This is a genomic window from Rhodococcus sp. 2H158 (assembly GCF_053764755.1).
In genome coordinates this window covers 127079-152606 of sequence record NZ_JBSNCE010000004.1, presented here as the reverse complement: position 1 = coordinate 152606, position 25528 = coordinate 127079, and the positions used below count along the sequence as shown (strand labels likewise).

The 25528-nt window shown below is 70.6% G+C and carries 21 protein-coding genes; 12 read left to right on the top strand and 9 right to left on the bottom strand.

Annotated elements, in window-relative coordinates; all coding sequences use genetic code 11:
• Positions 1-3: 3 nt before the first annotated feature.
• On the top strand, positions 4-669 hold the full coding sequence (locus tag ACWPOB_RS05395) for a DUF3043 domain-containing protein (RefSeq protein WP_455400144.1): 666 nt from the start codon (positions 4-6) through the stop codon (positions 667-669).
• 21 nt (positions 670-690) lie between these two features.
• On the opposite strand, the gene ACWPOB_RS05390 is transcribed toward ACWPOB_RS05395, so the two are convergent.
• Positions 691-909: a hypothetical protein gene (locus tag ACWPOB_RS05390; RefSeq protein WP_455400143.1), complete on the bottom strand. Its 219-nt coding sequence runs from the start codon at positions 907-909 to the stop codon at positions 691-693.
• 134 nt (positions 910-1043) lie between these two features.
• On the opposite strand from ACWPOB_RS05390, the gene cobT reads away from it, so the two are divergent.
• Entirely contained in the window at positions 1044-2147 is a 1104-nt protein-coding gene (gene cobT / locus ACWPOB_RS05385) for a nicotinate-nucleotide--dimethylbenzimidazole phosphoribosyltransferase (RefSeq protein WP_455400142.1), read from the top strand.
• A 53-nt stretch (positions 2148-2200) separates the two neighbouring features.
• On the top strand, positions 2201-2953 hold the full coding sequence (locus ACWPOB_RS05380) for an adenosylcobinamide-GDP ribazoletransferase (RefSeq protein WP_455400202.1): 753 nt from the start codon (positions 2201-2203) through the stop codon (positions 2951-2953).
• Between the two features lie 44 nt (positions 2954-2997).
• On the opposite strand, the gene ACWPOB_RS05375 is transcribed toward ACWPOB_RS05380, so the two are convergent.
• Both ACWPOB_RS05375 and gcvT read right to left on the bottom strand, forming a co-directional pair.
• Positions 2998-4101 carry a branched-chain amino acid aminotransferase gene (locus ACWPOB_RS05375; RefSeq protein WP_100058817.1) on the bottom strand — a complete coding sequence of 368 codons (1104 nt, stop codon included), beginning with the start codon at positions 4099-4101 and terminating at the stop codon, positions 2998-3000.
• Between the two features lie 33 nt (positions 4102-4134).
• Positions 4135-5235, bottom strand: a complete 1101-nt coding sequence (gcvT, locus tag ACWPOB_RS05370) for a glycine cleavage system aminomethyltransferase GcvT (protein ID WP_455400141.1) — start codon at positions 5233-5235, stop codon at positions 4135-4137.
• Between the two features lie 73 nt (positions 5236-5308).
• On the opposite strand from gcvT, the gene ACWPOB_RS05365 reads away from it, so the two are divergent.
• The 6 genes from ACWPOB_RS05365 (at position 5309) to ACWPOB_RS05340 (ending at position 12535) form a co-directional block, all read left to right on the top strand.
• The gene (locus tag ACWPOB_RS05365) at positions 5309-6817 is read left to right on the top strand and encodes a leucyl aminopeptidase (RefSeq protein ID WP_455400140.1); all 1509 of its coding nucleotides are present in this window, start codon (positions 5309-5311) and stop codon (positions 6815-6817) included.
• Between the two features lie 257 nt (positions 6818-7074).
• Positions 7075-8811 (top strand): 2-oxoglutarate dehydrogenase, E2 component, dihydrolipoamide succinyltransferase, encoded by a 1737-nt coding sequence (gene sucB / locus ACWPOB_RS05360; RefSeq protein ID WP_455400139.1) that lies wholly within the window; start codon positions 7075-7077, stop codon positions 8809-8811.
• A 110-nt stretch (positions 8812-8921) separates the two neighbouring features.
• Positions 8922-9812, top strand: coding sequence for a TIGR01777 family oxidoreductase (locus tag ACWPOB_RS05355; protein WP_455400138.1), 891 nt, complete (start codon positions 8922-8924; stop codon positions 9810-9812).
• A 46-nt stretch (positions 9813-9858) separates the two neighbouring features.
• Positions 9859-10641, top strand: coding sequence for a lipoyl(octanoyl) transferase LipB (lipB, locus tag ACWPOB_RS05350; protein ID WP_100057221.1), 783 nt, complete (start codon positions 9859-9861; stop codon positions 10639-10641).
• A gap of 87 nt (positions 10642-10728) precedes the next feature.
• Complete coding sequence (gene lipA / locus ACWPOB_RS05345; protein WP_455400137.1) at positions 10729-11739, top strand: lipoyl synthase; 1011 nt, start codon at positions 10729-10731, stop codon at positions 11737-11739.
• Positions 11740-11794: 55 nt separating this feature from the next.
• Positions 11795-12535, top strand: a complete 741-nt coding sequence (locus ACWPOB_RS05340; RefSeq protein ID WP_029544250.1) for a DUF4191 domain-containing protein — start codon at positions 11795-11797, stop codon at positions 12533-12535.
• 78 nt (positions 12536-12613) lie between these two features.
• On the opposite strand, the gene ACWPOB_RS05335 is transcribed toward ACWPOB_RS05340, so the two are convergent.
• Positions 12614-13090, bottom strand: coding sequence for an RDD family protein (locus ACWPOB_RS05335; RefSeq protein ID WP_455400136.1), 477 nt, complete (start codon positions 13088-13090; stop codon positions 12614-12616).
• Positions 13091-13303: 213 nt separating this feature from the next.
• Here ACWPOB_RS05335 and glnA point away from each other — a divergent pair, with 213 nt between their 5' ends.
• Positions 13304-14740, top strand: a complete 1437-nt coding sequence (gene glnA / locus ACWPOB_RS05330) for a type I glutamate--ammonia ligase (protein ID WP_455400135.1) — start codon at positions 13304-13306, stop codon at positions 14738-14740.
• Between the two features lie 137 nt (positions 14741-14877).
• On the opposite strand, the gene ACWPOB_RS05325 is transcribed toward glnA, so the two are convergent.
• Together ACWPOB_RS05325 and ACWPOB_RS05320 are read right to left on the bottom strand one after the other, a co-directional pair.
• Positions 14878-16038, bottom strand: coding sequence for a hypothetical protein (locus ACWPOB_RS05325; RefSeq protein WP_100057218.1), 1161 nt, complete (start codon positions 16036-16038; stop codon positions 14878-14880).
• Positions 16039-16050: 12 nt separating this feature from the next.
• On the bottom strand, positions 16051-16977 hold the full coding sequence (locus tag ACWPOB_RS05320; RefSeq protein WP_100057217.1) for a metal-dependent hydrolase: 927 nt from the start codon (positions 16975-16977) through the stop codon (positions 16051-16053).
• A gap of 247 nt (positions 16978-17224) precedes the next feature.
• On the opposite strand from ACWPOB_RS05320, the gene ACWPOB_RS05315 reads away from it, so the two are divergent.
• Entirely contained in the window at positions 17225-17875 is a 651-nt protein-coding gene (locus ACWPOB_RS05315) for a TetR/AcrR family transcriptional regulator (protein WP_100057216.1), read from the top strand.
• A gap of 111 nt (positions 17876-17986) precedes the next feature.
• Here the strand turns inward: ACWPOB_RS05315 and ACWPOB_RS05310 are convergent, their stop codons facing one another.
• On the bottom strand, positions 17987-19528 hold the full coding sequence (locus ACWPOB_RS05310) for an amino acid permease (RefSeq protein WP_100057474.1): 1542 nt from the start codon (positions 19526-19528) through the stop codon (positions 17987-17989).
• A gap of 218 nt (positions 19529-19746) precedes the next feature.
• Here ACWPOB_RS05310 and ACWPOB_RS05305 point away from each other — a divergent pair, with 218 nt between their 5' ends.
• Entirely contained in the window at positions 19747-20256 is a 510-nt protein-coding gene (locus ACWPOB_RS05305; RefSeq protein WP_100057475.1) for an Lrp/AsnC family transcriptional regulator, read from the top strand.
• Positions 20257-20325: 69 nt separating this feature from the next.
• Here the strand turns inward: ACWPOB_RS05305 and ACWPOB_RS05300 are convergent, their stop codons facing one another.
• Positions 20326-21417: a Glu/Leu/Phe/Val family dehydrogenase gene (locus ACWPOB_RS05300; protein WP_100057476.1), complete on the bottom strand. Its 1092-nt coding sequence runs from the start codon at positions 21415-21417 to the stop codon at positions 20326-20328.
• 56 nt (positions 21418-21473) lie between these two features.
• Complete coding sequence (locus ACWPOB_RS05295; RefSeq protein WP_455400134.1) at positions 21474-24935, bottom strand: indolepyruvate ferredoxin oxidoreductase family protein; 3462 nt, start codon at positions 24933-24935, stop codon at positions 21474-21476.
• Positions 24936-25528 lie beyond the last annotated feature (593 nt).

Sequence of the window (25528 nt, the reverse complement as noted above, 5' to 3'; positions counted from 1 at the left end):
GGGGTGAAGTTGCTACGCCGCGGCGGTTCCGACGAATCCGACAACGGGGACCTCGGCGCGTCCGAGTCCGTCGCCTCCCCGCAGTCCGAGGAGGGCAAGGGGACGACCGGCAAGGGTCGCCCGACCCCGAAGCGCCGAGAGGCCGAGGCCCGCCGGCGTGGTCCCGTCGCTCCGGCCCCGTTGACCGCCAAGGAAGCCAGGGCGCGCCGCAAGGCCGCCAAGCAGTCCCTCTCCAAGGAGGAGCGCAAGGCGCAGTCCGCGGAGCGCCGCGCCGCCGCCGGCGAGCGCCGCACCCGCATGCTCGCGGGCGAGGAGAAGTACCTGCTGCCGCGCGACAAGGGGCCCGTGCGGGCCTACGTGCGCGACCTGGTGGACAGCCGCCGCAACCTCGTGGGCCTGTTCATGCCCATGGCGCTGATCCTGATCATGACGATGTTCCTCGGGCCGGTGGTCCAGCAGTACGTGACGCTCGCGATGTTCGCGATGATCGTGCTCATGGTGATCGAGGGGATCTACCTCGGCCGCCTCGTGAACAAGAAGGCCCGGGCCCGCTTCCCCGACACCACGGAGGGCGGCTTCGGCCTGGGGTGGTACGCGTTCGTGCGAGCCTCGCAGATCCGCAAGCTCCGGGCGCCGCTGCCGCGGGTTTCCCCCGGCGACGCCGTCTGACCGCGCGGGCCGGCGCACCGGTCAGTGATGCGGTGCTCGGCGCGCATCGATCGTGCTGCGCACCCAGCCGGCCCACGGGTCGCCCCGGAGGGGCGACGACGGATCCTGCGGCCGGAAGTGATTGTGGCGCCACCAGGCCCGCGTCACCCACCGCGGGGCGGGACGGGAACGGGCCCGCGCGAGTTCGAGGCCGGCGACGAGCGCGGCCAACACGAGGACGATCACGACGACCTGGCTCATGACGGACAGTCTGTCGCCGGTGCAACGCCCGAGACAGTGGCAGCAAAGCCATCTACCGTCGATTTTCTGCCACAGCGCCGGTTGGTAGCGTCCAGCGGTGGCTTCGGCCTCCGCCACTTCGTGAAAGGTGCCCCGTGAGCAGCGACTCCGTCCACTCCGCCGACGTCGTCTTCCCGCCCGTCGTCGCCCCCGACCGGGAGGTCCGCCGGCGCGCCGACGCCCGGCAGCGCGATCTCACCAAGCCTGCCGGTTCCCTCGGCCGGCTGGAGGAGCTGGGGTGCTGGGTCGCGTCCTGCCAGGGGCAGGTGCCGCCCCGCCCGTTCACCCGTCCCCGGGTGGTGGTGTTCGCCGGCGATCACGGTGTGGCCCGCGGCGGCGTCTCGGCGTATCCCCCCGAGGTGACCGCTCAGATGGTCGCCAACTTCCTCGCCGGCGGCGCCGCCGTCAACGTTCTCGCCGCCACCGCCGGCGCCGGGGTCCGGGTGGTGGACATGGCCGTCGACGGGGACACGGATCCGGCGGTCTCCGCACACAAGGTGCGCCGGTCGAGCGGCTCCATCGACCGGGAGGACGCGCTCACCGAAGAAGAGACCCTCCAGGCGATCATCGCCGGGCGAGCCGTCGCCGACGAGGAGGTCGACGCGGGAGCCGACCTGCTCGTCGCGGGCGACATGGGGATCGGCAACACCACCCCCGCGACGGCGCTGATCGCCACGCTCACGGGCACCGAGCCCGTCGCGGCCGTGGGACGCGGCACCGGCATCGACGACGCCGCCTGGATGCGCAAGGTCGCCGCGATCCGCGACGCGATGCGCCGCGCCCGGCCCCACGCCCGCAACCCGGTGGCGCTGCTGCGCACCGCCGGAGGCGCCGACCTCGCCGCGATGGCCGGGTACCTCGCGCAGGCGTCGGTGCGCCGGACCCCGGTCGTGCTCGACGGGGTCGTCGTCACCGCCGCGGCGCTCGTCGCCGAGGAACTCGCCCCGGGAGCCCGGGACTGGTGGATCGCCGGGCACCGCTCCACCGAACCGGCCCACACGCTGGCCCTGCGGCACCTGAACCTGGATCCCCTCGTCGACCTGGGGATGCGCCTCGGCGAGGGCTCGGGGGCGGTCGCCGCGCTGCCGATCCTGCACGGTGCGGTGGCGGTTCTCACGAACATGGCGACGTTCGCCGAGGCCGGCGTGAGCACCCGCGACGAGGACGCCACGCCGGTCGCCGATCCGCGCGACGACTGATGCGTGGCATCGCCCTGCGGCGACTGATGCGCGGCATCGCCCTGCGGCGACCGATGCGCGGCATCGCCCTCGCCCTCTCCTGGCTCACCGTGCTGCCGGTTCAGGGACCGGGGCGCATCGATCGCGGCACCGGGGGCGCGGCCATCGCCGCGGCGCCGGTCGCCGGCCTCGTGCTGGGTCTCGGCGCCGCAGGCGTGCTGTGGGCGGCGGTCGCCGCCGGCTGCACTCCCCTGCTCGCCGGCCTGATCGGGGTGGGTTTCCTGGGCCTCGCGACGCGCGGCATGCACCTCGACGGCCTGTGCGACACGGCCGACGGGCTCGGCTGTTACGGACCGCCGGAGCGGGCTCGTGAGGTGATGAAGTCGGGCGGCGCCGGACCGTTCGGGGTGGCCACCCTGGTGGTCGTGCTCGGTGCGCAGGCCGCCTCGTTCGGGGCGCTCGCCGACGCGCGATCCTGGCCCGCCGTGATCCTCGCTGTCACCGCCGGCCGGGTCGCGGTCGTCCTCGCCTGCCGACGCGGCGTGGCCGCAGCCCCGGGCAGCGGGTTCGGTGCCCTGGTGGCGGGGACACAGCCGCTCGGGGTGGGCGCCCTGTGGGCCGGCGTCGCGCTCGTCGCGGCGGCCTGGTGCGTGCCCGGCTCCTGGTGGGCCGGCCCGGCGACGGTCGCCGTGGCGCTCGGTGCGGCACTGTTGCTGGTGCGGCACTGCGTCCGCCGGTTCGGCGGCCTCAACGGCGACGCGCTCGGGGCCGGCCTCGAGACGACGGTGACGATCGTGGCCGCGGCGCTGAGCGCGGCCGTCGCATAGGCCCGGCCGAGCCGGGCTCAGTGCAGGGCCCGGCCGAGCCGGGCTCAGCGCAGGGTGGTGAGCCAGCCGTGGGTGTCGGCGAACGTCCCCCGCTGGATGCCGGTGAGGGTGTCGCGCAGGGCCATGGTGACCTCGCCGGGCTCGCCGTCGGCCACGGTGAACTCGCCGTCCCGGCTCTTGACGGTGCCGACCGGGGTGATGACCGCCGCCGTGCCGCACGCGAAGACCTCGGTGATCTCGCCGCTGGCGACCTTCGACTCCCATTCCTCCACCGAGATCTTGCGCTCCTCCACCTCGAGGCCGGCGTCCCTGGCCAGGGTGAGCAGGGAGTCACGGGTGATGCCGGGCAGCAGCGAGCCGGACAGCTCCGGCGTCACCAGCCTCGCATCGGCGCCCGATCCGAAGATGAAGCACAGGTTCATGCCACCCATCTCCTCGATGTAGCGGCGCTCGACGGCGTCGAGCCACACGACCTGGTCGCAGCCCTGCTCGGTGGCCTGTGCCTGCGCCAGCAGCGACGCGGCATAGTTCCCGGAGAACTTGGCGTCGCCCGTGCCGCCCGGCGCGGCCCGCACGTACTCCTGCGAGATCCACACGCTCACCGGCTTGACGCCGCGGGGGAAGTACGCGCCAGCCGGGGACGCGATCAGCATGTACCGGTACTGGTTCGCGGGCCGCACGCCGAGACCCGCTTCGGTGGAGAACATGAACGGCCGCAGATACAGCGACTCCTCGCCGCCGGCGGCGGGCACCCATTCGTGGTCGGCCTCGACCAGCTCCGCGATCGAACGGACGAACAACTCGTCCGGCAGCTCGGCCATCGCCAGGCGCCGCGAGGACCGACGCATCCGTTCGGCGTTGGAGTACACGCGGAAGGCCGCGATGCTGCCGTCGGGCTGCCGGTAGACCTTCAGACCCTCGAAGATCGCCTGCCCGTAGTGCAGCACCATCGCGGCCGGATCGAGCTGCATCGGCCCGTACGGCTGGACGGTGGCGTCGTGCCAGCCGCGGCCCTCGGTGTAGTCGATCGTGACCATGTGATCGGTGAAGTACCGGCCGAACCCCGGATCCGCCAATATCTCTCCACGCCGCTCCGCGGAGGCGGGCGAGGGGTGCGGAACGTGGGCGAATTCGAGGACACCGGTCATGACCGTTGATCCTATCGAACCGCCCGCGCCGCCCTACTTGGTGTGGTCGGGGACGAACGGTGGGACGACCAACTGGGCGCGCAGGGCACGTCCCCGGACGTCGACCGCGACCTCGTCACCGGCGGCCAGGCCCGCCGCCGTATCGAGGAGGGCCAGCGCGATGCCGACCTTGAGCGTCGGGGAGAACGTGCCGGACGTGGTCTCCCCCACCGTGTTTCCGTCGCGCAGCACCTTCAGGTCCGGCCGCAGCACGCCACGGTCGAGCGCCTGCAGCCCCCACAGCCGCCGCGCGGGACCGGACTCCTTCTCCGCGACGAGCGCCGCACGCCCCCGGAACGCCGGCTTGCTCCAGCCCACCGCCCAGCCGCAACGGGCCTGCAGGGGCGAGATCGCCTCCGACAGCTCGTGCCCGTGCAGCGGGTAGCCCATCTCGGTGCGCAGAGTGTCGCGGGCCCCGAGCCCGGCAACCTGACCGCCGGCGGCGCGCACGGCGTCGGCCAGCGCCCGGAACAGCACCTCGGCGTCGGCCCAGCGCGGCACCAGTTCGAAGCCGCGCTCACCGGTGTAGCCGGTGCGACACACGCGGACCGGCACGCCGTTCCACTGCGCGTCCACGAAGCTCATGTAGCCGAGGTCGGTGGGCAGCCCCAGCCCCTGCAGAACGGCTTCGGAGTTCGGTCCCTGCACGGCGAAGACGCCGTGGTCGCGGTGCTGGTTCGTCACCGTCACGCCCTCGGGCGCGTTCGCGGCGAGGACGGCGACGACCGCGGCGGTGTTCGCGGCGTTCGGCACGAGGAACAGCTCCTCGTCGGAGACGTAGTAGACGATCAGGTCGTCGGTGACACCCCCGGACTCGGTACAGCAGAGGGTGTACTGCGCCTTGCCCGGGCCGATCTTGCGCAGGTCGTTGGTGAGCGTCGAGTTGACGTAGTCGGCCGCGCCCGGACCGGCGACGAGGGCCTTGCCCAGATGGCTGACGTCGAACAGGCCCACGTTCTCACGCACGGCGGTGTGCTCGGCGACGGTGCCGGCGTACGAGACCGGCATCTGCCAGCCACCGAAGGCCGCGAAGGTCGCACCGAGCTCGGTGTGGACGGCGTGGATCGGGCCCTGCAGCAGTGACTGGTCGCTCATGCGCCCCACGCTATCCCACCCCCCGGGATCATTAGCATCGGTGCCACGACCCCCTTCCCCCTAGGAGACGCCTGTGAGTGCCATTTCGCCCACCCTCCCCGAACTCGTTCTCGCCGGAAGCGTTTCCAAGCGCGCGGACGTCCTCGTCATCGGCCTGACCGCAGGCGACGACGGTCCCGAGGCCCTGCTCGGCGACGGACTGGTAGACGAGGACGTCCTCGGCGGGCTGCTCGACGCCCTGCAGTCCGTGGGCGCCAAGGGCAAGGCCGAGGAGGTCACGCGGATCCCCGCGCCCGCCGCCCTGCCGGTCACCAGCGTGCTCGCCGTCGGGCTCGGCGCCGCCGGCAAGATCGACGCCGAACAGGTGCGCCGCTCCGCCGGCGCCGCGGCGCGCGTCCTCGCCGGCGCCTCCGTGGTCGCGACGACCCTGTCCGCCGTGGATCTCGGCGCCGCCGCGGAGGGCTTCGCGCTCGGCGCGTACACGTTCACCGAGTTCCGCACCGCCAAGTCGAACTCCGACGACGCGCAGCCACCCGCCCGGATCGAGCTGCTCGTCGCGTCGCCGCGCGCCCGCGAGGTCAAGGCCGCGCTGGCCCGGGCGACGGCCGTCGCCGAGGCGGTCGCCACCGCCCGCGAGTTCGTCAACACCCCGCCGAGCCACCTGTTCCCGGCCGAGTTCGCCGACCGCGCGCAGGCGCTCGGCACCGCCGCCGGGCTGCGGGTCGAGGTGCTGGACGAGAAGGCGCTCGAGCAGCAGGGCTACGGCGGCATCGTCGGGGTCGGCAAGGGGTCGTCGCGCCCGCCGCGGCTCGTGCGGCTGAGCTACTCCGCCAAGAAGCGCAAGGCCCCGAAGGTGGCGCTCGTCGGCAAGGGCATCACGTTCGACACCGGCGGCATCTCCATCAAGCCGGCCGCCGGGATGGAGAACATGACGTCCGACATGGGCGGGGCCGCGGCGGTGGTCGCGACGGTCGTGCTCGCCGCGAAGCTCGGGGTGGCGGCAGACGTGACCGCGACGGTGCCGATGGCCGAGAACATGCCGTCCGCGACGGCACAGCGTCCCGGCGACGTGCTCACCCAGTACGGCGGCACCACCGTCGAGGTGATCAACACCGACGCCGAGGGTCGTCTCATCCTTGCCGACGCCATCGTCCGTGCCTGCGAGGACGCGCCCGACTACCTGATCGACACCGCGACGCTCACGGGCGCGCAGATGGTCGCCCTGGGGACGCGGACGCCGGGCGTCATGGGCACCGACGAGTTCCGGGACCGTGTCGCACGGCTCTCGCAGGAGGTGGGCGAGAACGGGTGGGCGATGCCGCTGCCGGCCGAGCTGCGCGCGGACCTGAACTCCCGGGTGGCCGACCTGGCCAACGTCACGCCGCACCGGTGGGGCGGGATGCTCGCCGCCGGCCTGTATCTGAAGGAGTTCGTCGCCGAGGGCGTGCAGTGGGCCCACATCGACGTGGCCGGGCCGGCTTTCAACACCGGAAGCCCGTTCGGCTACGTCGGCAAGGGCGGCACCGGTGTGCCGGTGCGCACCCTCTTCGCCGTCATCGAGGACATCGCGGACAACGGCTGATCCGTCCGGCGCGTCCCTGCCGGGCGGCAGGGACGCGCGGGCGCGCGTGACCCAACCCTCGTCGAACGCCGCGATTGGATCAGTGCAAGGATGGTCGAGGTCATACCCGGCATCGGGTGTGGTCTCAACCGAACACCGCAAGACACCGCACGAGACCGTGGCCTCGAGCACAATGGTCTGCGACCACACAATGGTCCGCGACCATCGGTCGGCACAACTCAACACACCCGAACACAACCGTCGAGGAGTCAACAGACATGGCCTTCTCCGTCCAGATGCCAGCGCTTGGTGAGAGCGTCACCGAGGGAACTGTCACGCGATGGCTCAAGCAGGAAGGAGACACGGTCGAAGTCGACGAGCCGCTGCTCGAAGTTTCCACGGACAAGGTCGACACCGAGATCCCCTCGCCCGCGGCCGGTGTGCTGGTGAAGATCGTCGCCCAAGAGGACGAGACGGTCGAGATCGGCGGCGAGCTGGCGGTGATCGGTGACTCCGCCGACGACGCGGGATCGTCCACCACCCCCGCTGCCGCCCCGACCGAAGAGGCGGCACCCGCGGAGCAGCCCACCCCCGAGCCCGAGCCGGAACCCGAGCCCGCTCCGGCTCCGTCCGGCTCCGACGCCGGCGCCGCCGAGGGCACCCCGGTCACCATGCCGGCGCTCGGCGAGTCCGTGACCGAGGGCACCGTCACCCGGTGGCTGAAGTCCGTCGGTGACGAGGTCGCGGTCGACGAACCCCTGCTCGAGGTGTCCACCGACAAGGTCGACACGGAGATCCCGTCCCCGGTTGCCGGTGTGCTCCTCGAGATCAACGCCCAGGAGGACGAGACCGTCGAGGTCGGTGGGCAGCTCGCGGTGATCGGATCGGGAACCCCGGCCGCGGCGCCGTCGAAGCCCGAGCCGAAGCCGGAACCGAAGCCCGAGCCGAAGCCCGAGCCGGCGAAGCAGGCGGCCCCCGAGCCGGCGAAGCAGCCCGCCCCGGAGCCGGTGAAGCAGGCCGCTCCGGCCGCCGCTCCGGCCCCCGCGGCCGAGGAAACCTCGGGTGGAGCCACGCCGTACGTGACGCCCCTCGTCCGCAAGCTCGCTGCCGAGCACGGCGTCGACCTGTCGACGGTGTCCGGCACCGGTGTCGGCGGCCGCATCCGCAAGCAGGACGTGCTCGCCGCTGCCGAGGCCGCGAAGGCCCCCGCCGCCCAGGCGCCGGCGCCCGCCGCCAAGGCTCCGGCCGCCGCTCCGGCCGCAACCGCCGGTGTCCGTCCCGAGCTCGCCCACCTGCGCGGCACCACGCAGAAGGTCAACCGGATCCGCCAGATCACCGCGATCAAGACCCGCGAGTCCCTGCAGACCACCGCGCAGCTCACCCAGACCTTCGAGGTCGACGTCACCAAGATCGCGCACCTGCGGGCGCAGGCCAAGGCGACCTTCGCCGAGCGCGAGGGCGTCAACCTGACCTTCCTGCCCTTCTTCGCGAAGGCCGTCGTCGAGGCCCTCAAGGCGCACCCGAACATCAACGCCTCCTACGACGAGGACAAGAAGGAGATCACCTACCACGCGGCCGAGCACCTCGGCATCGCCGTGGACACGGAGCAGGGTCTGCTCTCCCCGGTGATCCACAACGCCGGCGACCTGTCGCTGGCCGGCCTGGCCCGCGCGATCGCGGACATCGCCAAGCGTGCCCGCAGCGGTGGCCTCAAGCCGGACGAGCTGGCCGGTGGCACCTTCACGATCACGAACATCGGCAGCCAGGGCGCCCTGTTCGACACGCCGATCCTGGTGCCGCCGCAGGCGGCGATGCTGGGCACCGGTGCGATCGTCAAGCGGCCGGTGGTCGTCACCGACGAGGTGGGCAACGAGTCGATCGGTGTCCGTTCGATGTGCTACCTGCCGCTGACCTACGATCACCGCCTGATCGACGGGGCGGACGCGGGCCGGTTCCTCACCACGATCAAGCACCGCCTCGAGGAGGCGGCGTTCGAAGCCGACCTGGGCCTGTGACCCACGGGGTGTAGCCCGGCACTCACCGGACCCGCAGCGGGGGCATCGTCACACCGACGAGGCCCCCGCTTCCGTGTTCCGGTCCCTGCAGATGCGGGAGAATCACCGGCATGCGCATCCTCGTGGCCGGCTCGTCGGGGTTGATCGGAACTGCCTCGGTCGCGTGGCTGCGGGCGCACGACCACGAGGTGCGTCGCCTGGTGCGGCGTCCGCCGGGGGCGCCGGACGAGTGGTCCTGGGATCCGCGGACGGGTCGGGTCGATCCCGCGGCGCTCGACCGCGTCGACGCTGTGGTGAACCTGTGCGGGTCGAGCGTGGGTGCGCGGCGCTGGTCGGGCGCGGTCAAGCAGGAACTGCGCGACAGCCGGATCGTCCCCACCGACGTCCTCGCCGCCGCCGTCGCGGCCGCCGGGGTGCCGACGCTGGTCAATGCGGGCGCCGTCGGCTTCTACGGGGACACCGGCGAGACGGTGGTGGACGAATGCAGCCCTGCCGGGCAGGGGTTCGTGGCCGACCTGTGCCGCGACTGGGAGGCTGCCACGGCACCGGCGCGTGAGGCCGGGGTCCGCACGATCGTTCTCCGCACCGGGGTCGTGCTCGCGCCGCACGGGGGCATCCTGCGCCGGCTCGAGCCGCTGTTCCGGCTCGGGCTCGGTTCCCGGCTCGGCGACGGCCGGCAGTACATGTCGTGGGTGGCGATCGAGGATGCGGTGGCGGCGCTGGGCTTCGTCCTCGGTCGCGGCGACATCGCCGGACCGGTCGACGTCACCGGCCCGGCCCCCGTGACGAATGCCCGGTTCACCGAGGCGCTGGCGCACTCGGTGCACCGGCCCGCGCCGTGGACGACCCCCGGTTTCGTGGTCGGCGCGGTCGTCGGGGAAATGGCGCGCGCACTGGTGCTCACCGGGCAGCGTGCCCTGCCGGCGGTGCTCGAGTCGGCGGGCTTCGAGTTCCGGTATCCGACGATCGGTGCCGCCCTGGGAAACGCGCTCGCGTCCTGAAGTCACCTCTTCGCGACGGCCCCCCGACGGCGTAGGGTCGAGGACTATGAGCAGCGCATCTTCCTCCGCCCGTTTCGATTCCGAACCCGTCGCGGTGGCGCACCTGGGGCTGATCGGTTACCTCGAGGCGTGGGAGCGGCAACGGGAGATCGCCGCCGACCGGGCTGAGGGCCGCGGTGTCGACACCCTGATGTTGCTCGAGCATCCGCCCGTGTACACCGCCGGTAAGCGCACCGCCCCGGAGGACCGCCCCACCGACGGCACCCCGGTGATCGACGTCGACCGCGGGGGCAAGATCACGTGGCACGGCCCCGGCCAGCTGGTGGGCTACCCGATCATCCGGCTCGGCGAACCCATCGACGTCGTCGGCTACGTGCGACGTCTCGAGCAGGCCCTGATCGAGGTCTGCACCGACCTCGGGCTCACGTGCGGCCGCGTGGAGGGTCGCTCGGGCGTATGGCTGCCGGCCGAGCTGCGCGACGGGCACTGGCTGCCCGAGCGCAAGATCGCCGCTATCGGGGTGCGGGTGCAGCGCGGGGTGACGATGCACGGGTTCTCCCTCAACTGCGACGCCACCCTCGACGCGTTCGACTCGATCGTGCCGTGCGGCATCCGCGACGCGGGTGTCACCTCGCTCACGGGTGAGCTCGGACGGGACGTCACCGTCGCCGAGGTGATGCCGGCGGTGACGGCGGCGGTGATCGACGCTCTCGACGGCCGCCTGCCGGTGACGGACCACGACATCGAGCGGGTGACGTTCGAACAGGCCGTCGGTGCCGAGCCGCCGCAGACCCCGCGGCCGGAGTTCACCACGGTGCGGTACGGCTGATCGTCGCCCGCGAGGGCTGCGCCCCGGGGTGGGTCCGGCCGCCCCGGGGTGGGTCCGGCCGGTGCCGGCGGGCGTAGGATCGAGCCCGTGACTGTGGCCCCAGAAGGACGCAAACTGCTGCGGATCGAGACCCGAAACGCGCAGACGCCGATCGAACGCAAGCCGAACTGGATCAAGACCCGGGCGAAGATGGGCCCGGAGTACACCGAGCTGAAGGGACTGGTGCGGCGCGAGGGCCTGCACACGGTCTGCGAGGAAGCCGGTTGTCCCAACATCTACGAATGCTGGGAGGACCGGGAGGCGACGTTCCTCATCGGCGGCGAGCAGTGCACCCGTCGATGCGATTTCTGCCAGATCGACACCGGTAAGCCCACCGAGCTCGATCGCGACGAGCCGCGCCGCGTCGCCGAGTCGGTGCAGGCGATGGGCCTGCGATACTCGACGATCACCGGTGTCGCCCGCGACGATCTGCCCGACGGCGGCGCGTGGCTGTACGCCGAGACCGTGCGGCAGATCCACGAGCTCAACCCGGGTACCGGCGTCGAGAACCTCATCCCCGACTTCAACGGCAAGCCCGAACTGCTCACCGAGGTCTTCGAGTCGCGTCCCGAGGTACTCGCGCACAACGTCGAGACCGTCCCCCGGATCTTCAAGCGCATCCGCCCGGCGTTCCGCTACCAGCGGTCGCTGGACGTGATCACCGCGGCCCGCGAGTTCGGCCTGGTGACCAAGTCCAACCTGATCCTCGGCATGGGTGAGACGCCGGAGGAGGTCACCGAGGCGCTGCACGACCTGCACGCCGCCGGCTGCGACATCGTCACCATCACCCAGTACCTGCGCCCGTCACCGCGGCACCATCCCGTCGAGCGGTGGGTCAAGCCCGAGGAGTTCGTCGCGCACTCGGAGACCGCCGAGGAGATCGGCTTCGCGGGCGTGATGGCCGGGCCGCTGGTCCGGTCCTCGTACCGCGCGGGCCGCCTGTACGCGCAGGCCATGGCACACCACGGCCGCGAATTGCCCGCCGCCCAGGCGCACCTGGCCGAGGGGGGCACAGCAGCCCAGGAAGCCAGCTCCGTGCTCGCTCGCCTCACGCCGTAGCCGCACCGGACCCGCGGTGGTGAAGAGGCCACCGCGGGGAAAGTATCCTGGGTGCATGGCGAAAGGCAGCAAACCCGACAAGGAAGCGAAGGCCGCAGCGAAGGCCGCGCGCAAGCAGGCGTCGAAGGAGCGGCGAACCCAGCTCTGGCAGGCGTTCCAGCTGCAGCGCAAGGAAGACAAGCTGCTGCTGCCGTGGATGATCGGCGCGATCGTCGTCTCCACCCTGGTGTTCTTCCTGATCGGGCTGATCTTCGGTATCGAGTGGTTCCTCCTGCCGGTCGGCCTGCTCGTGGGGGTGCTGCTCGCGTTCGTCATCTTCGGTCGCCGGGTGCAGAAGACGGTCTACGGCAAGGCCGAGGGCCAGGCCGGCGCGGCGGCGTGGGCGCTGGACAACCTGCAGGGCTCCTGGCGCGTCACGCACGCGGTGGCCGGCACCGCGCAGCTCGACGCCGTGCACCGCGTCATCGGCCGCCCGGGCGTGATCCTGGTGGCCGAGGGATCGCCGCAGCGCGTGAAAGCGCTTCTCGCACAGGAGAAGAAGCGGGTGGCGCGCCTGGTCGGCGATACCCCGATCTACGACGTCGTGGTCGGCAACGACGAGGGCCAGGTCCCGCTGTCGCAACTGCAGAAGCACCTGTCGAAGCTGCCGCGCAACATCGACACCAAGCGGATGGACGCGATCGAGGGCCGACTGGCCGCCCTGAGCACCAAGAAGACCGGCGCCGCGCTCCCGAAGGGTCCGATGCCGGCCGGCGCGAAGATGCGCAGCGTCCAGCGCACCATGCGCCGCCGCTGAGGCCCGCCCCGACGACGGGAGCCTGCACCCGGATCGACCCGGTACAGGCTCCCGTTCGGCGTTTCGTGAAAGGGCGCGTCAGCGGGACCGTACGAGGGCCGTGCCGGTCGCCCGGTCCTGCAGGCCGCGGCCGTCGACGTCGGTGACGATCGCCGGTGCGATGAACACGAGCAGCATCTGCCGCGCCAGGGCGCGAACCGGCCCCACTCGTACGGGCGCGTCGACCCGGGCGACCTGGAGGCCGACCAGATACTGCCCCGGGGTGAACGAGAACAACGTCACCGTGAGCACCCCCACCACGAACCACACCAGCAGGGTGTAGGTGGACAGCTGAGGGTTCTCGAAGGGACGTTCGCCGACGATCGCGGTGGCGATACCGACGGAGGTGAACCAGTCGATTGCCAGAGCGCTCGCCCGCCGGCCGGTGCCCGCGAGCGCGCCCGGCCCGTCCTGGGGCAGGCCGAGCAACTGCCCGCGGTAGTCCTGGGCCTTTTCCTGCCCCTTGGGGATCGCCGCAGCGGGTCCGGAGAGCCAGCTGCCGGTCATACGTGCCATGCTGTCCAGGATAGGGTGCAACGAGCGGACCGGACCGACCCCACGTGCACGCCGGTGACTTCTACCACAAAAGTAGTCCTCACGACACCGGAAGACGAGCTGTAACATCGGTGAAACATGGGATTGATGGTCGGGCAACACCAGCTCAATACGGTCTGTATCCGACGCAGACGCCCCATCCCCATGGCGCGCATTGACTGAAGGAGCACAAGCGTGGCGTTCACCTCGGCCGAAGAGGTCATCAAGTACATCGAGGACGAAAACGTCGAGTACGTCGATATCCGATTCAGCGACCTCCCCGGCGTTCAGCAGCACTTCTCGATTCCCGCGAGCGCGTTCACCAAGGACGTGTTCGAGGACGGCTTGGCGTTCGACGGCTCGTCCGTTCGCGGCTTCCAGTCCATCCACGAGTCGGACATGATGCTGCTGCCCGACGTCACCACCGCGCGCATCGATCCCTTCCGGGCCGCCAAGACGCTGAACATCAACTTCTTCGTCCACGACCCGTTCACTCGTGAGTCCTACAGCCGGGACCCGCGCAACGTCGCCCGCAAGGCCGAGGAATACCTCGTCAGCACCGGCATCGCCGACACCGCGTTCTTCGGTGCCGAGGCCGAGTTCTACATCTTCGACTCGATCCGCTACGACTCGCAGATGAACGGCGCGTTCTACGAGATCGACTCGATCTCCGGTTCGTGGAACACCGGCGTCGAGGTCAACGCCGACGGCAGCCCCAACCTCGGCTACAAGGTCCGCCCGAAGGGCGGCTACTTCCCCGTCGCACCGTACGACCACTACGTGGACCTGCGCGACGAGATCTCCACCAACCTGCAGAACGCCGGCTTCGAGCTCGAGCGCGGCCACCACGAGGTCGGCACCGCCGGTCAGGCCGAGATCAACTACAAGTTCAACACCCTGCTCGGTGCGGCCGACGATCTGCAGCTGTTCAAGTACATCGTCAAGAACACCGCCTGGAAGCACGGCAAGTCCGTGACCTTCATGCCGAAGCCGCTGTTCGGTGACAACGGTTCGGGCATGCACGTGCACCAGTCGCTGTGGAAGGAAGGCAAGCCGCTCTTCCACGACGAGTCCGGCTACGCGGGTCTGTCGGACCTGGCGCGCTGGTACATCGGCGGCATCCTGCACCACGCGCCGTCGCTGCTCGCGTTCACCAACCCGACGATCAACTCGTACCACCGTCTGGTGCCGGGCTACGAGGCTCCGATCAACCTGGTCTACAGCCAGCGCAACCGCTCCGCCGCCGTGCGCATCCCGATCACCGGCAACAACCCGAAGGCCAAGCGCCTCGAGTTCCGTGCCCCGGACTCCTCGGGCAACCCGTACCTCTCGTTCGCCGCGCAGATGCTCGCCGGTCTCGACGGCATCAAGAACAAGATCGAGCCGATGGCCCCGGTCGACAAGGACCTCTACGAGCTCCCGCCGGAGGAGGCCAAGAACATCCCGCAGGCTCCTACCAGCCTCGAATCGGTCATCGACAACCTCGAGCGCGACCACGAGTACCTGACCGAGGGCGGCGTGTTCACCAGCGACCTGATCGAGACCTGGATCTCGATCAAGAGGGAGCAGGAGATCGCTCCGGTCAACCTGCGGCCGCACCCCTACGAGTTCCAGCTGTACTACGACTGCTGAGCCGGTTCCGCACGTAGTTCGTCACGAGTCCACCCGCCTTGCGATTCCGCATGGCGGGTGGACTCGTGTCTGCGGCCTCGTCGCCCGGAGAGCGCGACTCCCCCGCCGCCGGCCGCCCTCGGCGTGCGCCGACTCTGCTATGCGGCGTGCGTCGCGTCCCGCTCGTGGGCGGGAGGTCTGTCGCCCGGTTCGCCCCCTCCGCGCTGCACGGCGAACGTGGCGGCCACGCAGAGCAGTGCGACGACGTAACACGCCAGCGTGTACCACAGGTTTCCCACCGGATCGCCGGTGCTCGTCACGCCGTCGACGGCACGGAAGAATTCGGGCAACGCGGTCGCCCAGAGGATCGCCATGACGCACAGGTACACCACGCTGTAGGCCTGGACGAAGCGGTTCGTGTAGGGAGGAACATCCGGCTCGCCCCGCCGCAGCCGCACCCATCGGCGCACGAGCACCACGCTCGCGACGAGCGTGACGACGACCAGTTCCACCGCGTACAGCACTCCCCGGACCGTCGTACTTCCCATGCCCAGGACCGTCGCCGGGAGCGGGAGGACGAACGTGCCCAGCGACGCCAGCAGGCCGATCACGACCGTGCGCCACACCAGCTCGAGACCGGAGAAGTGCCGGCCACGGTCGACGTGGCGACCGACGAAGAACTGCACGCACAACGCGAGCGCCATCGGCCAGAGCGCGGCGAACACCACCACACTCGGGAGCGGGACCGCATCGAACATGGGCTGGTTGACCGGATTCGTCACCGACCAGTGCCACCATCGCAACTGTGGTCCGAGGTGGTCGAAGATCTCGTAGAACGCGTGGTGAACGAAGCCCACGCAGACCGCACCGACGAGAACTCCGTAGCGCCGGAAAACGCCCAGCATTCTGACGATCTCGAACGCCAGCGTGGCCATCAGCGGGTAGATCGCGATGATGTACAGCGGGAGCCGGCCCCACAGGAACTCCACCGTGAACACGTTGTGGGCGAACATCGTGTCCACGTGCTCCTCGATGCCGAAGGCGGCGGGGAAGTACAGCGGTGGCTCGATGAGGAACAGGTAGGCGGTGGCGCCGAACCAGAGCACCAGGTTGGTGGGATCGCCGTGGCGACGCAGGCGCACGACGGCGAGCACGAGCGCGAGCACGGCGCCGACCACGATGGTGACCTCGAGAACCGGAAGGGTCCAGTTCTCCAGGGCCGACGGGTTGCGGACCTCGACGAGGCCACCGGCCTCCTCGCACGAGAAGCCCAGGGACGTGGCGAGTTCGGCGAAGGTGGGTGAGCACAGGTCGGTCATCGCTCCGGCTCCCTACGATGCGACCGCGTCGGCGGTGTACCAGCGCGTGACGTCGTAGCCGTCCTCGTAGCGCCTGAACCACACGTCCGCGAGTGCCGGTAGCTTCTCGTGGGCCGGGTTGTGCTTCGGCAACTGGCTCCGGACGACTCCCGCCAGGGCGACGAGTTGCTCACCGAGCGGCAGATCGTCGAACGCGCGTGGCATCGGGCCGTGGTCCTCCGCGTGCAGCAGGGGCAACCACGTGCGCAGGCGCTGCTTGCGCCGGTAGGACGCGAACATCGACAGAGCGTCGATCTTCCGGTCCTCCAGCGGAACATGCTCGTTGAATCCCTCGCAGGCCAGCCGGATGACCTTCAGCACATGACGGAAGACGGAGGGGGCCACGCGCATCCGGTAGATGTCGGAGCCGACGACGGAGTCGAAGACGACGAGCGCCGAACTCCGATGTTCGACCTCCTCGACGAAGTGCCAGATGAACAGCGACGCCACCCGGTCGTCTCCGGGCCGGAACAGGGCCGCCTCGTTGTCGAGCATCAGCTTGAACACCGGAGTGAAGGTCGCTTCGAGATCCGCGGTGTAGGCGAGCCGGTAGTTCAGCGAGGTCTCCGCGGTGAGCCGGTCGAACTCTCCGATGACGTCGGCGAGAGTCTCCCGGAGCCCCGGGTACCGCTCGATCAGGGCCTTGACGTGTTGGCGGTGCGCGGTCGAGTGCTGCCCCTCCTGACGCATGAACGCGTCCGCCTCCGCGGCGACCTCGGGGTCGGTGATCAGCGGCTTGGTCTGGAGAATCATCTTCACGATCATCTTCTCGAAGCCGATCGCCAGGAACGAGACCGCGTTGGCCATGCTCGAGAAGGCCGGATTCGCGTCGTTCCACAGGAAGGGCACGTCGTAATCCTCGAACGCGAAGTTCATCTTTCGGATCTGCAGATCGGTCACGCGCTACCCCTCGTCGTCCGGAAATGGGCTGGGCCGGCGCTCCCGCAGAAGCCCCGAGCCACGGTGCCGCGATCATACACAAATCGCCTCATACGTATGATGAGAACGTGTTATCGAAACGGTGGACGGCACCACGAGCGACGGGCCACCCCGTGCTACCGTCGGTCGTTCGAGCGGACGGCCGACAGGCCCCACCATGCGGAGGGCCCGTCGTTCCGGATGCGGTGCGATCCGAGGAAGCGGAGCAGTGGCACGGAGACGCGGGTGGGGCGGCAGCCCCCCGGAGAACGACGACGAAGCGTCCCGCCGGATCGTTTCCGCTGCAGTCGATCTGATCGGGCGTACGGGTTCCGTCATCAGCATCGCCGATGTCGCGGAGTCGCTGGGCGTCATCCGCCAGACGGTGTACCGCTACTTCCCCAGCGCGGATGCACTGATGCGGGCCGCGGCGATCGGGTCGGTCGACGGATTCCTCGCTCGACTGACCCGGCACATCCGCGGCATCGAGGATCCGGTCGACGCGATGACCGAAGGCGTGGTCTACACCCTGGCCGAGGTACGCCGGACGCCGCATCTGGGCATCCTGCTCACGGGCACGTACTCGAACGTCCATCCCGACGGCCTCACCTCCGAAGAGGCACGCGAGTTCGGGATGACGATGATCAAGCGTTTCGACGTCGACTGGGAGCGCTACGGGTACGACGACGCGGCCCTCCACGAGCTCGTCGAATACGTGCTGCGCACGATGCAGTCGTTCTTCGTCTCCCCCGGCAATCCCCCGCGGAGCGACGACGACCTGCGGCGATATCTCCGACGCTGGATGGGCGCCGCGATCCTCGCCCAGTGCCCGACCGCGGCACGCGCCTCCTCCGGCGGCGTCCGAGACGACAGCGCGTGACGGGATCCGGTCCGGACCGGCGCGCCCGGTGAGGCCGCCGGTGCCGCGCGCACGCCGGCGCACGGACGCGGCCCCGGAGCGGTTGCTCCGGGGCCGCGTCCATTCGGCGTGCTACACCGGCTCGGGCTCGCGGACGACCTGCGGCGTCTCCGCCCGCTCGGCCGCCTCGGCCCGCAGCCGCTGCCCGAGCACCGACTTGCGGCGACCGTAGACGAAGTAGATCACCACGCCCAGGGCCATCCAGGCCACGAACCGCATCCACGTCTCGACGGACAGGTTGAGCATCAGCCATCCGCACGCGAGGACCGCGAGGATCGGCACCAGCGGCACCATCGGCACCCGGAACCCGCGCGGCAGGTCGGGGCGGGTCCGGCGGAGCACCATCACGCCGATGCACACCAGCACGAAGGCGAACAGCGTGCCGATGTTGACCATCTCCTCGAGCACACCCATCGGGAACACCGCGGCGAGGACGGCGACGATGCCGCCGACCAGCAGGGTGATGCGTACCGGCGTGCCCTTGCGGCCCGTCGTGGCCAGCTGCCGCGGCATCAGCCCGTCCCGGGACATCGCGAACAGCACGCGGGTCTGGCCGAGCATCATCACCATCACGACCGTGGTGAGGCCGGCGAGGCCGCCGATGTTGATCGCCATCTGCGCCCACGTGATGCCGTGCGCCTCGAACGCGGTGGCCAGCGTGGCGCTGCCGTCGCCGACGAGCGCGCTGCCCGTCCGCAGGTCGGTGTACTTCACCATGCCGGTCAGCACCAGCGTGACGCCCACGTAGAGGACCGTGACGATGGCGAGTGAGGCGAAGATGCCGCGCGGCAGCGCCTTCTGCGGGTTCTTCGTCTCCTCCGCGGTGGTGGCGACCACGTCGAATCCGATGAATGCGAAGAACACCAGGCTCGCGGCAGCGAGCAGGCCGTACCACCCGTAGCTGCTGCCGTCGGCTCCGGTGAGCGCCGAGAACAGCGACTGGTGCACGCCGCTCGCGGTGCTCTGCGCCCCCTCGGCCGGCGGGATGTAGGGCGAGTAGTTGCTCTTGTCGATGTAGAAGACGCCGACCACGATGACCAGCAGGACGACCGCAACCTTGATGGCGGTGACGACGGCCGACACCCGCGAGGACACCTTGGTGCCGACGACGAGCACGACCGTGATCGCGCCGACGATGAGCAGTGCACCCCAGTCGACCGCAAGCGGCCCGAGATGCATCGTGGTGTGCCCGCTGCCGCCGAGCATGCCACCGAGGTACAGCGACCAGCCCTTGGCGACGACGGCGGAGGCGAGCGCGAACTCGAGGATCAGGTCCCAACCGATGATCCAGGCGACGAACTCGCCGAAGGTGGCGTACGAGAAGGTGTAGGCGCTGCCGGCGACGGGGACGGCCGACGCGAATTCGGCGTAGCACAGGGCGGCGAGACCGCACGTGATCGCGGCGAGGACGAATGCCAGCGAGATCGACGGGCCGGCGACGTTGCCCGCGGTGCGCGCGGTGAGGGTGAAGATGCCGGCGCCGATCACCACGGCGACGCCGAACACGGTCAGGTCCTTGGCGGTCAGCTCCCTTCGCAGCCGCGAACAGGGTTCGTCGGTGTCCGCGATCGACTGTTCGACGGATTTGGTGCGCCAGATGCCGACTCCGGGCATGGTGTGCTCCTCGGGATGGGGTTGTGGGGCCCGCCGGACCTCGTGGGCGACCGGGGGCGTGACACTCACACGCGACGCATTGTGGTGCCGCAGAGCGGGATTGCGTGAGCAATTCAGTGCAGCAATCATGGCACTGTCACAATTCGTGTCAACATCTTCCGTACCAGCTATTCACGATGCTCAAATGTGATGCGCATCACAACGGAAAGGGTGTCACCGTGCTCAGTTTCGATCGGCTCGACGCGGCTCTTCTCGCCGAGCTCACACACAACCCGCGGGCCGGCATCGTCGATCTCGCGGCGAAGCTCGGCGTCGCCCGCAACACCGTCCAGTCGCGGATCCGGAAGCTCGAGGAGTCCGGCGCCGTGACGGGGTACCGGCCGGTGGTGGATCTGCCGAAGCTCGGCCTGCCGCTGCAGGCGTTCATCGGCGCAGAACTGGTGCAGGCCCGGATGGGTCACGTCATCGCGGAGCTCGAGCGGTTCCCCGAGGTGCTCGAGGTGCACGCGACGACGGGACGGGAGGACCTGCTGATCCGGATGGCCGCGCAGTCGCAGGAGGATCTGCTCCAGCAGCTCGAACGCATCCATGCGATCGAGGGCGTCGCGCACACCACGACCACGCTGGCGCTGACGACGCCGGTGGCGTACCGGACACAGCCCCTGCTCGAACACCTCACCCGCGACTCCGGGCACGGGCGCTCCGCGCCGGTGAGCGATCGGCGCTGAGGGCCATCGGCCTCCGGGTACGCGAGAAGGGGGAGGCACCGCGGTGCCTCCCCCTCGCCGTACCGCCCGTCAGGAGGCGTCGATACGCTGCTCGGCGACCCGGTTCGCGGCCGCGCCGGGCCCGATGTCCAGGGTCCGCGACATCTCGAAGATCTCGGCCGTGCGGTCGAAGATCGCGTCCACCCGGGACCGGACGACGGTCGGGTCGGATCCGTCGACCTCCCCCGCGACCTGGATCAGGCCGCCGGCGTTGGCGACGTAGTCCGGCACCCACGTGATGCCGCGGTCGCGCAGGATGTCCTCGACCTCCGGGCGGGCCAGCTGGTTGTTCGCCGCACCGCACACCAGACGCGCACCGAGCACCCCGGCGGTCGACGGGGTCAGCGTTCCCCCCAGGGCACACGGTGCGTACACATCCAGCGGCGCCGCGACGACGCCGTCGGCGACCCGTGCCGCCGGGAACTCGGCGGCCACCCGGGCGAGAGCCACCGGGTTCACGTCCGAGACCACCACGTCGGCGCCGTCCGCGGTGAGCAGCCCCACCAGTTCGTAGCCCACCTTCCCGAGCCCCTCCACACCCACGGTGCGGCCGGCGAGAGTCGTTGTTCCCCAGACATGCTCGGCTCCGGCGCGCATCGCCTGGAACACGCCGAGCGCGGTGAGCGGCGAACTGTCCCCGGATCCGCCGGCCGCGGGAGTGCGTCCCACCGCGTGCGAGGTATGGCGGCCGATCACGTCCAGGTCGCCGGCGTGGGTACCGACGTCGGCGGCGGTGATGTAGCGGCCGCCGAGGGACTCGACGAACCGTCCGTACGCGGCGAGCAGCGCCTCGCTCTTGTCCGTGGCGGGGTCACCGAGGATGACGGCCTTGCCGCCCCCGAGGTTCACGCCCGCGACCGCGGCCTTGTAGGTCATGCCCCACGACAGCCGCAGCACGTCCTCGAGCGCCCGGGCCTCGTCGGCGTACGGGTAGAAGCGGGTGCCGCCGAGCGCGGGCCCGAGCGCGGTGGAGTGGATCGCGACGATCGCGCGCAAGCCGGTCGCGGCGTCCTGACAGAAGACGACCTGCTCGTGTGGTCGGTCGGACAGGCGCCGGGATCGGCCGAAGACACCGGGGGCGGCGTCGGAGGTGGTCGGGCGGGCGAGAGTCGAGGTGGTCACGTGATGGGTTTCCTTTCCGGGAGAACGTGTTCGGAGGGTCGAGAATCGGTGGCGGCTCAGAAGTCGATCTCGACGCCGAGTTCGGCGAGCCGCGCGCGGTACTGCTCGACGGTGCGCAGCTTGACGTCCTCGTAGCCGCGGACCGCGTCCGGCAGAACCGCGACCTGCACCGCGCGGTCGTAGGTGTCGGCATCGAGGTCGGCGGCGAGACGATCGACCGTGGCGGTGTAGTGCGCGAGCAGGGCGCGTTCGACCTTGCGGACGTGCGCGTAGCCGAACGGGTCGAGGCGGGTGCCGCGCAGGCGCTTGCCCTTCGCCAGGATCCGCAGCGCCGCGTGCGACTTCGGTCCGAACCCGATCTTCTTCGTGCGCCCCAGAGCCCGCAGGACCGGCGGGTGCAGCCGGTAGGTCAGCTGCTCACCGCCGGGCACCTGAGCACGTACCTCGTCGAGGAACGTGGGGTCGACGAGCAGTCGCGCGACCTCGTACTCGTCCTTGTAGGCGGTGAACTTGAACAGCCCGCGCGCGACGGCCTCGCTGAGGTCGGTGCGGTCGGTGACGCGGCGTTCGGCCGCCCACACGGACTGCACCCGGTCGATGTAGCGGGCGGCGAGGCGTTCGCCCTGGAAGTCGATGAGCGCGGCGGCACGCACCCGCACGAGCCGCAGCACCTCGCCGTCGAGGGTGGTGTCCGCGAACAGGGCGTCCGGGGCGACGGTGACCTTCGGCTGCGGGCGGGCCGGTTCGGTTGCGGCCGCGAACGCGCCGGGGTCGGCGATCGCCACGCGGCCCCACCGGAACGCCGCGATGTTCGCCGCCACCGCGACACCGTTGATCTCGATCGCCTCCTCGACGGACTCGGCAGGGATCTGCAGGCCGCCGAGTTGATGGGCGGCGCCGACGATCAGGAAGTTCGCGGCGGCGGTGTCGCCGAACAGCGCCTGCGCGGCGGCGAGAGCGTCGAACGAGGCCGACCGGCGAGTCGCCGCGTCCAGCCGGGACAGCAGCTCTTGTTCGTCGGGGTGGCGGATCGACCTGTCGTACACCATGTCCCCGGTGGGGGTGCGGCTCGTCGAGGCCACCGCGACGGTCGTGGCAGGATCGGCGTAGGCGAGGTTCTTCGCATCCGCCGCGGTGAGCAGGTCCAGCGCCAGCAGGCACGACGCCCCGCCGGTGGTCACCCGGTTGCCGGGTTCGAGACCGTCGGCGGCGAACCGCAGGTGCGAGACCACCGGGCCGGCCTTCTGGCTCATACCGATCTGGTCCAGGGATTCGACGTCGAAGCCGGCGCGCAGCGCGGCGGTCGCAAGCACCTGGTTGACGGTGACGATGCCGGTGCCACCGATGCCGGCGAGGAAGATGTTGCGGGTGCCCACCGCGGAGCCGGGATCGGGGTCGGGCACGGCCGGGGGCACCGGGACGGTGCGGCGCTGCGGCGTGCGTCCGGGCTCGACCTCGACCGTCACGAACGACGGGCACTCCCCGTCGAGGCAGGAGTAGTCGGTGTTGCACGACGTCTGGTCGATGCGGGTCTTGGACCCGAACTCGGTGTCGACCGGCTGCACCGACAGGCAGTTGCTCTTGACGCCGCAGTCGCCGCAGCCCTCGCACACCGCCTCGTTGATCACCACGCGCGTGGTGCGGGCGGGCAGGGTGCCGCGCTTGCGCTGCCGCCGCGCATCGGCCGCACAGTGCTGGTCGTAGATGAGCACGGTGACGCCCGGGACCTCGCGCAGCAGCCGCTGCGCCTCGTCGAGCCGGTCGCGGTGCCAGACCGTGACGCCGCGGGCGAGGGAGCGCTTGCGGTGCCGCTTCGGCTCGTCGGAGCAGACGATGATCCGCCGCACCCCCTCGGTGGTGAGCTTGTGGGTGAGCGCGGGAATCGTCAACGCGCCCTCGGCGTCCTGCGCCCCGGTCATCGCGACGACGTCGTTGTAGAGCAGCTTGAAGGTGATGTTCACCCCGGCCGCGACGCACGCCTGCACGGCGAGCTGGCCGGAATGGAAATACGTTCCGTCGCCGAGGTTCTGGAACATGTGCGGGATGTCGGTGAACGGTGCCTGACCGATCCACTGCGCGCCCTCACCGCCCATCTGGGTCAGCCCGGTGACGGCGCTGTCCGCGCGGCCGGACATCGTGACGAGCGCGTGGCAGCCGATGCCACCGCCGCCGATCGAGCCCTCCGGCAGGGCGGTGGAGCGGTTGTGCGGGCAGCCGCTGCAGAAGTACGGGGTGCGCTTGGCCGACAGCACCTCCAGGGGCAGCGACGGGAGCGGCGCAGGTCCGAGGTCCACGTGGCCGCGCAGTACCCGGCGCAGCGGCCCGCGGATCCGGCCGGCGGTCAGTTCGCCGTCGACGGGCATCAGCGGCCGGCCGTCGGCGTCCTTCTTGCCGACGATGCGCGGCGGGGCGTCGGTGCCGTAGAGGATCTCGCGGATCTGGGTTTCGACGAACGCGGTCTTGTCCTCGACGACGACGAGTTGGTCGAGGCCGGAGGCAAATTCGCGTACCAGGTCGGGGCCGATCGGGTACGGCATGCCGATGCGCAGCAGCCGGATCCCGGCGCGATGCAGGTCGGCGTCGGTCACCCCGAGGTCGAGCAGCGCCTGCCGCAGCGCGTCGAACGTGGTGCCGGTGGCGGCCAGCCCGATCCGGGCGTGCGGCGGGTCGACCTCCACGACGTCCAGCCCGTTGGCCTTCCCGTAGGCGTGGACCATCGCCCAGCGCGGCCCGTACAGGTCGGCCTCGGCGATCACGCTGTCGCTCGGCGCAGCCATCGGACGCTGACGGTAGACGAACGGCTTTCCCTCCCATTCGATCTCGGGAACCGTGATGCGCAGGTCCGCGACCGAGCCGTCGACGGACCACGCGCCGTCGGCGACGTCCGCGACGATCTTGAGCGCGACGAGGCAGCCCGAGGCGCGCGACAACGCGACCCCGTGCAGGCCCATCGAGACGATCTCGGCGGCGTTGCGGGGGAAGAGCACCGGGATGCCGAGGGCCGCGAGGGACCGTTCGCTCACCGCGGGCACGGTCGACGACTTCGATGCCGGGTCGTCGCCGACCATCAGCAGCACGCCGCCGTTCGGGTCGACGCCGTACATGTTGGCGTGCCGCAGCGCGTCGGTGGCCCGGTCCAGGCCGGGGCCCTTGCCGTACCAGACACCGACGACAGCGTCGTGGGTGGGCGTGCCCGCCCCGAGCCGGCCCTGACTTCCCCACACGGACGTCGCGGCGAGCTCCTCGTTGAAGCCGGGCACGAAGGTGATGTCGTGCTCGGCGAGAACCTTCGGCATGCCGTGCAGCAGCTTGTCGAGGCCGCCGAGCGGGCTGCCGGGATACCCGGAGACGAACGTGGCCACGCGACGTCCGTCGCGGATGTCGCGCACGTGCTGCTCGACGAGCTGCCGGGCGATCGCCTGGACGCCGGTGAGCAGCACCGTGCCCGAGCCGGAGCGATACCGGTCGTCCAGGTCGTAGGGAAGACGCTCGATTTCGCGGACCGCGGTCTCGGTCATCGCACACCACCGTTCCTTTGCTGCGACATGTGTTGTGCAGCGTCGCTCAAGTCACATCAACTGGTGCAGCAATGATCGACATAGCTGATTGAATCCGTCAACACACGAGTTCCCAGCGAATCATAATGTTCAAGTGTGACCCGAGACACACTCCAAAGGTGGTCACCGTGATCAGCGGGCGGGCGTCGCACCACCGGCGACGCGAACCCCGGCCGGCTCGAAGCGCCGTCGCGGACCGGCCCGTCCGCCCTCGCTCCGGGATCCGTCGCCCGGCTTCGTGCGCGGTTCCGTTCGGTGGACAGATCCGGGCCGTGGACACCGACGCCGAAGGCACCGACGCCGAGGACACCCCCCGATGCCGTTCCGGCGAGGCTGCCAGTTCTGCCGGATTTGTCAGGAGCCGGGAGTACCCTGAAGTGGCGCCGGCCGGTTCCGGGCCGGAGCGCCTGGGGAACTGCCGATGAATGCTTGCGCACCCCGCCATGCCGGGGCACTGTCGTCCACGGCCGGACCGTCGTCCGCGCCGCGGGGCCGCGCGCCGCCGCCCGGTCCCGTCCTCCCGACCGCGCCGATAGACCACATCTGACGGACCC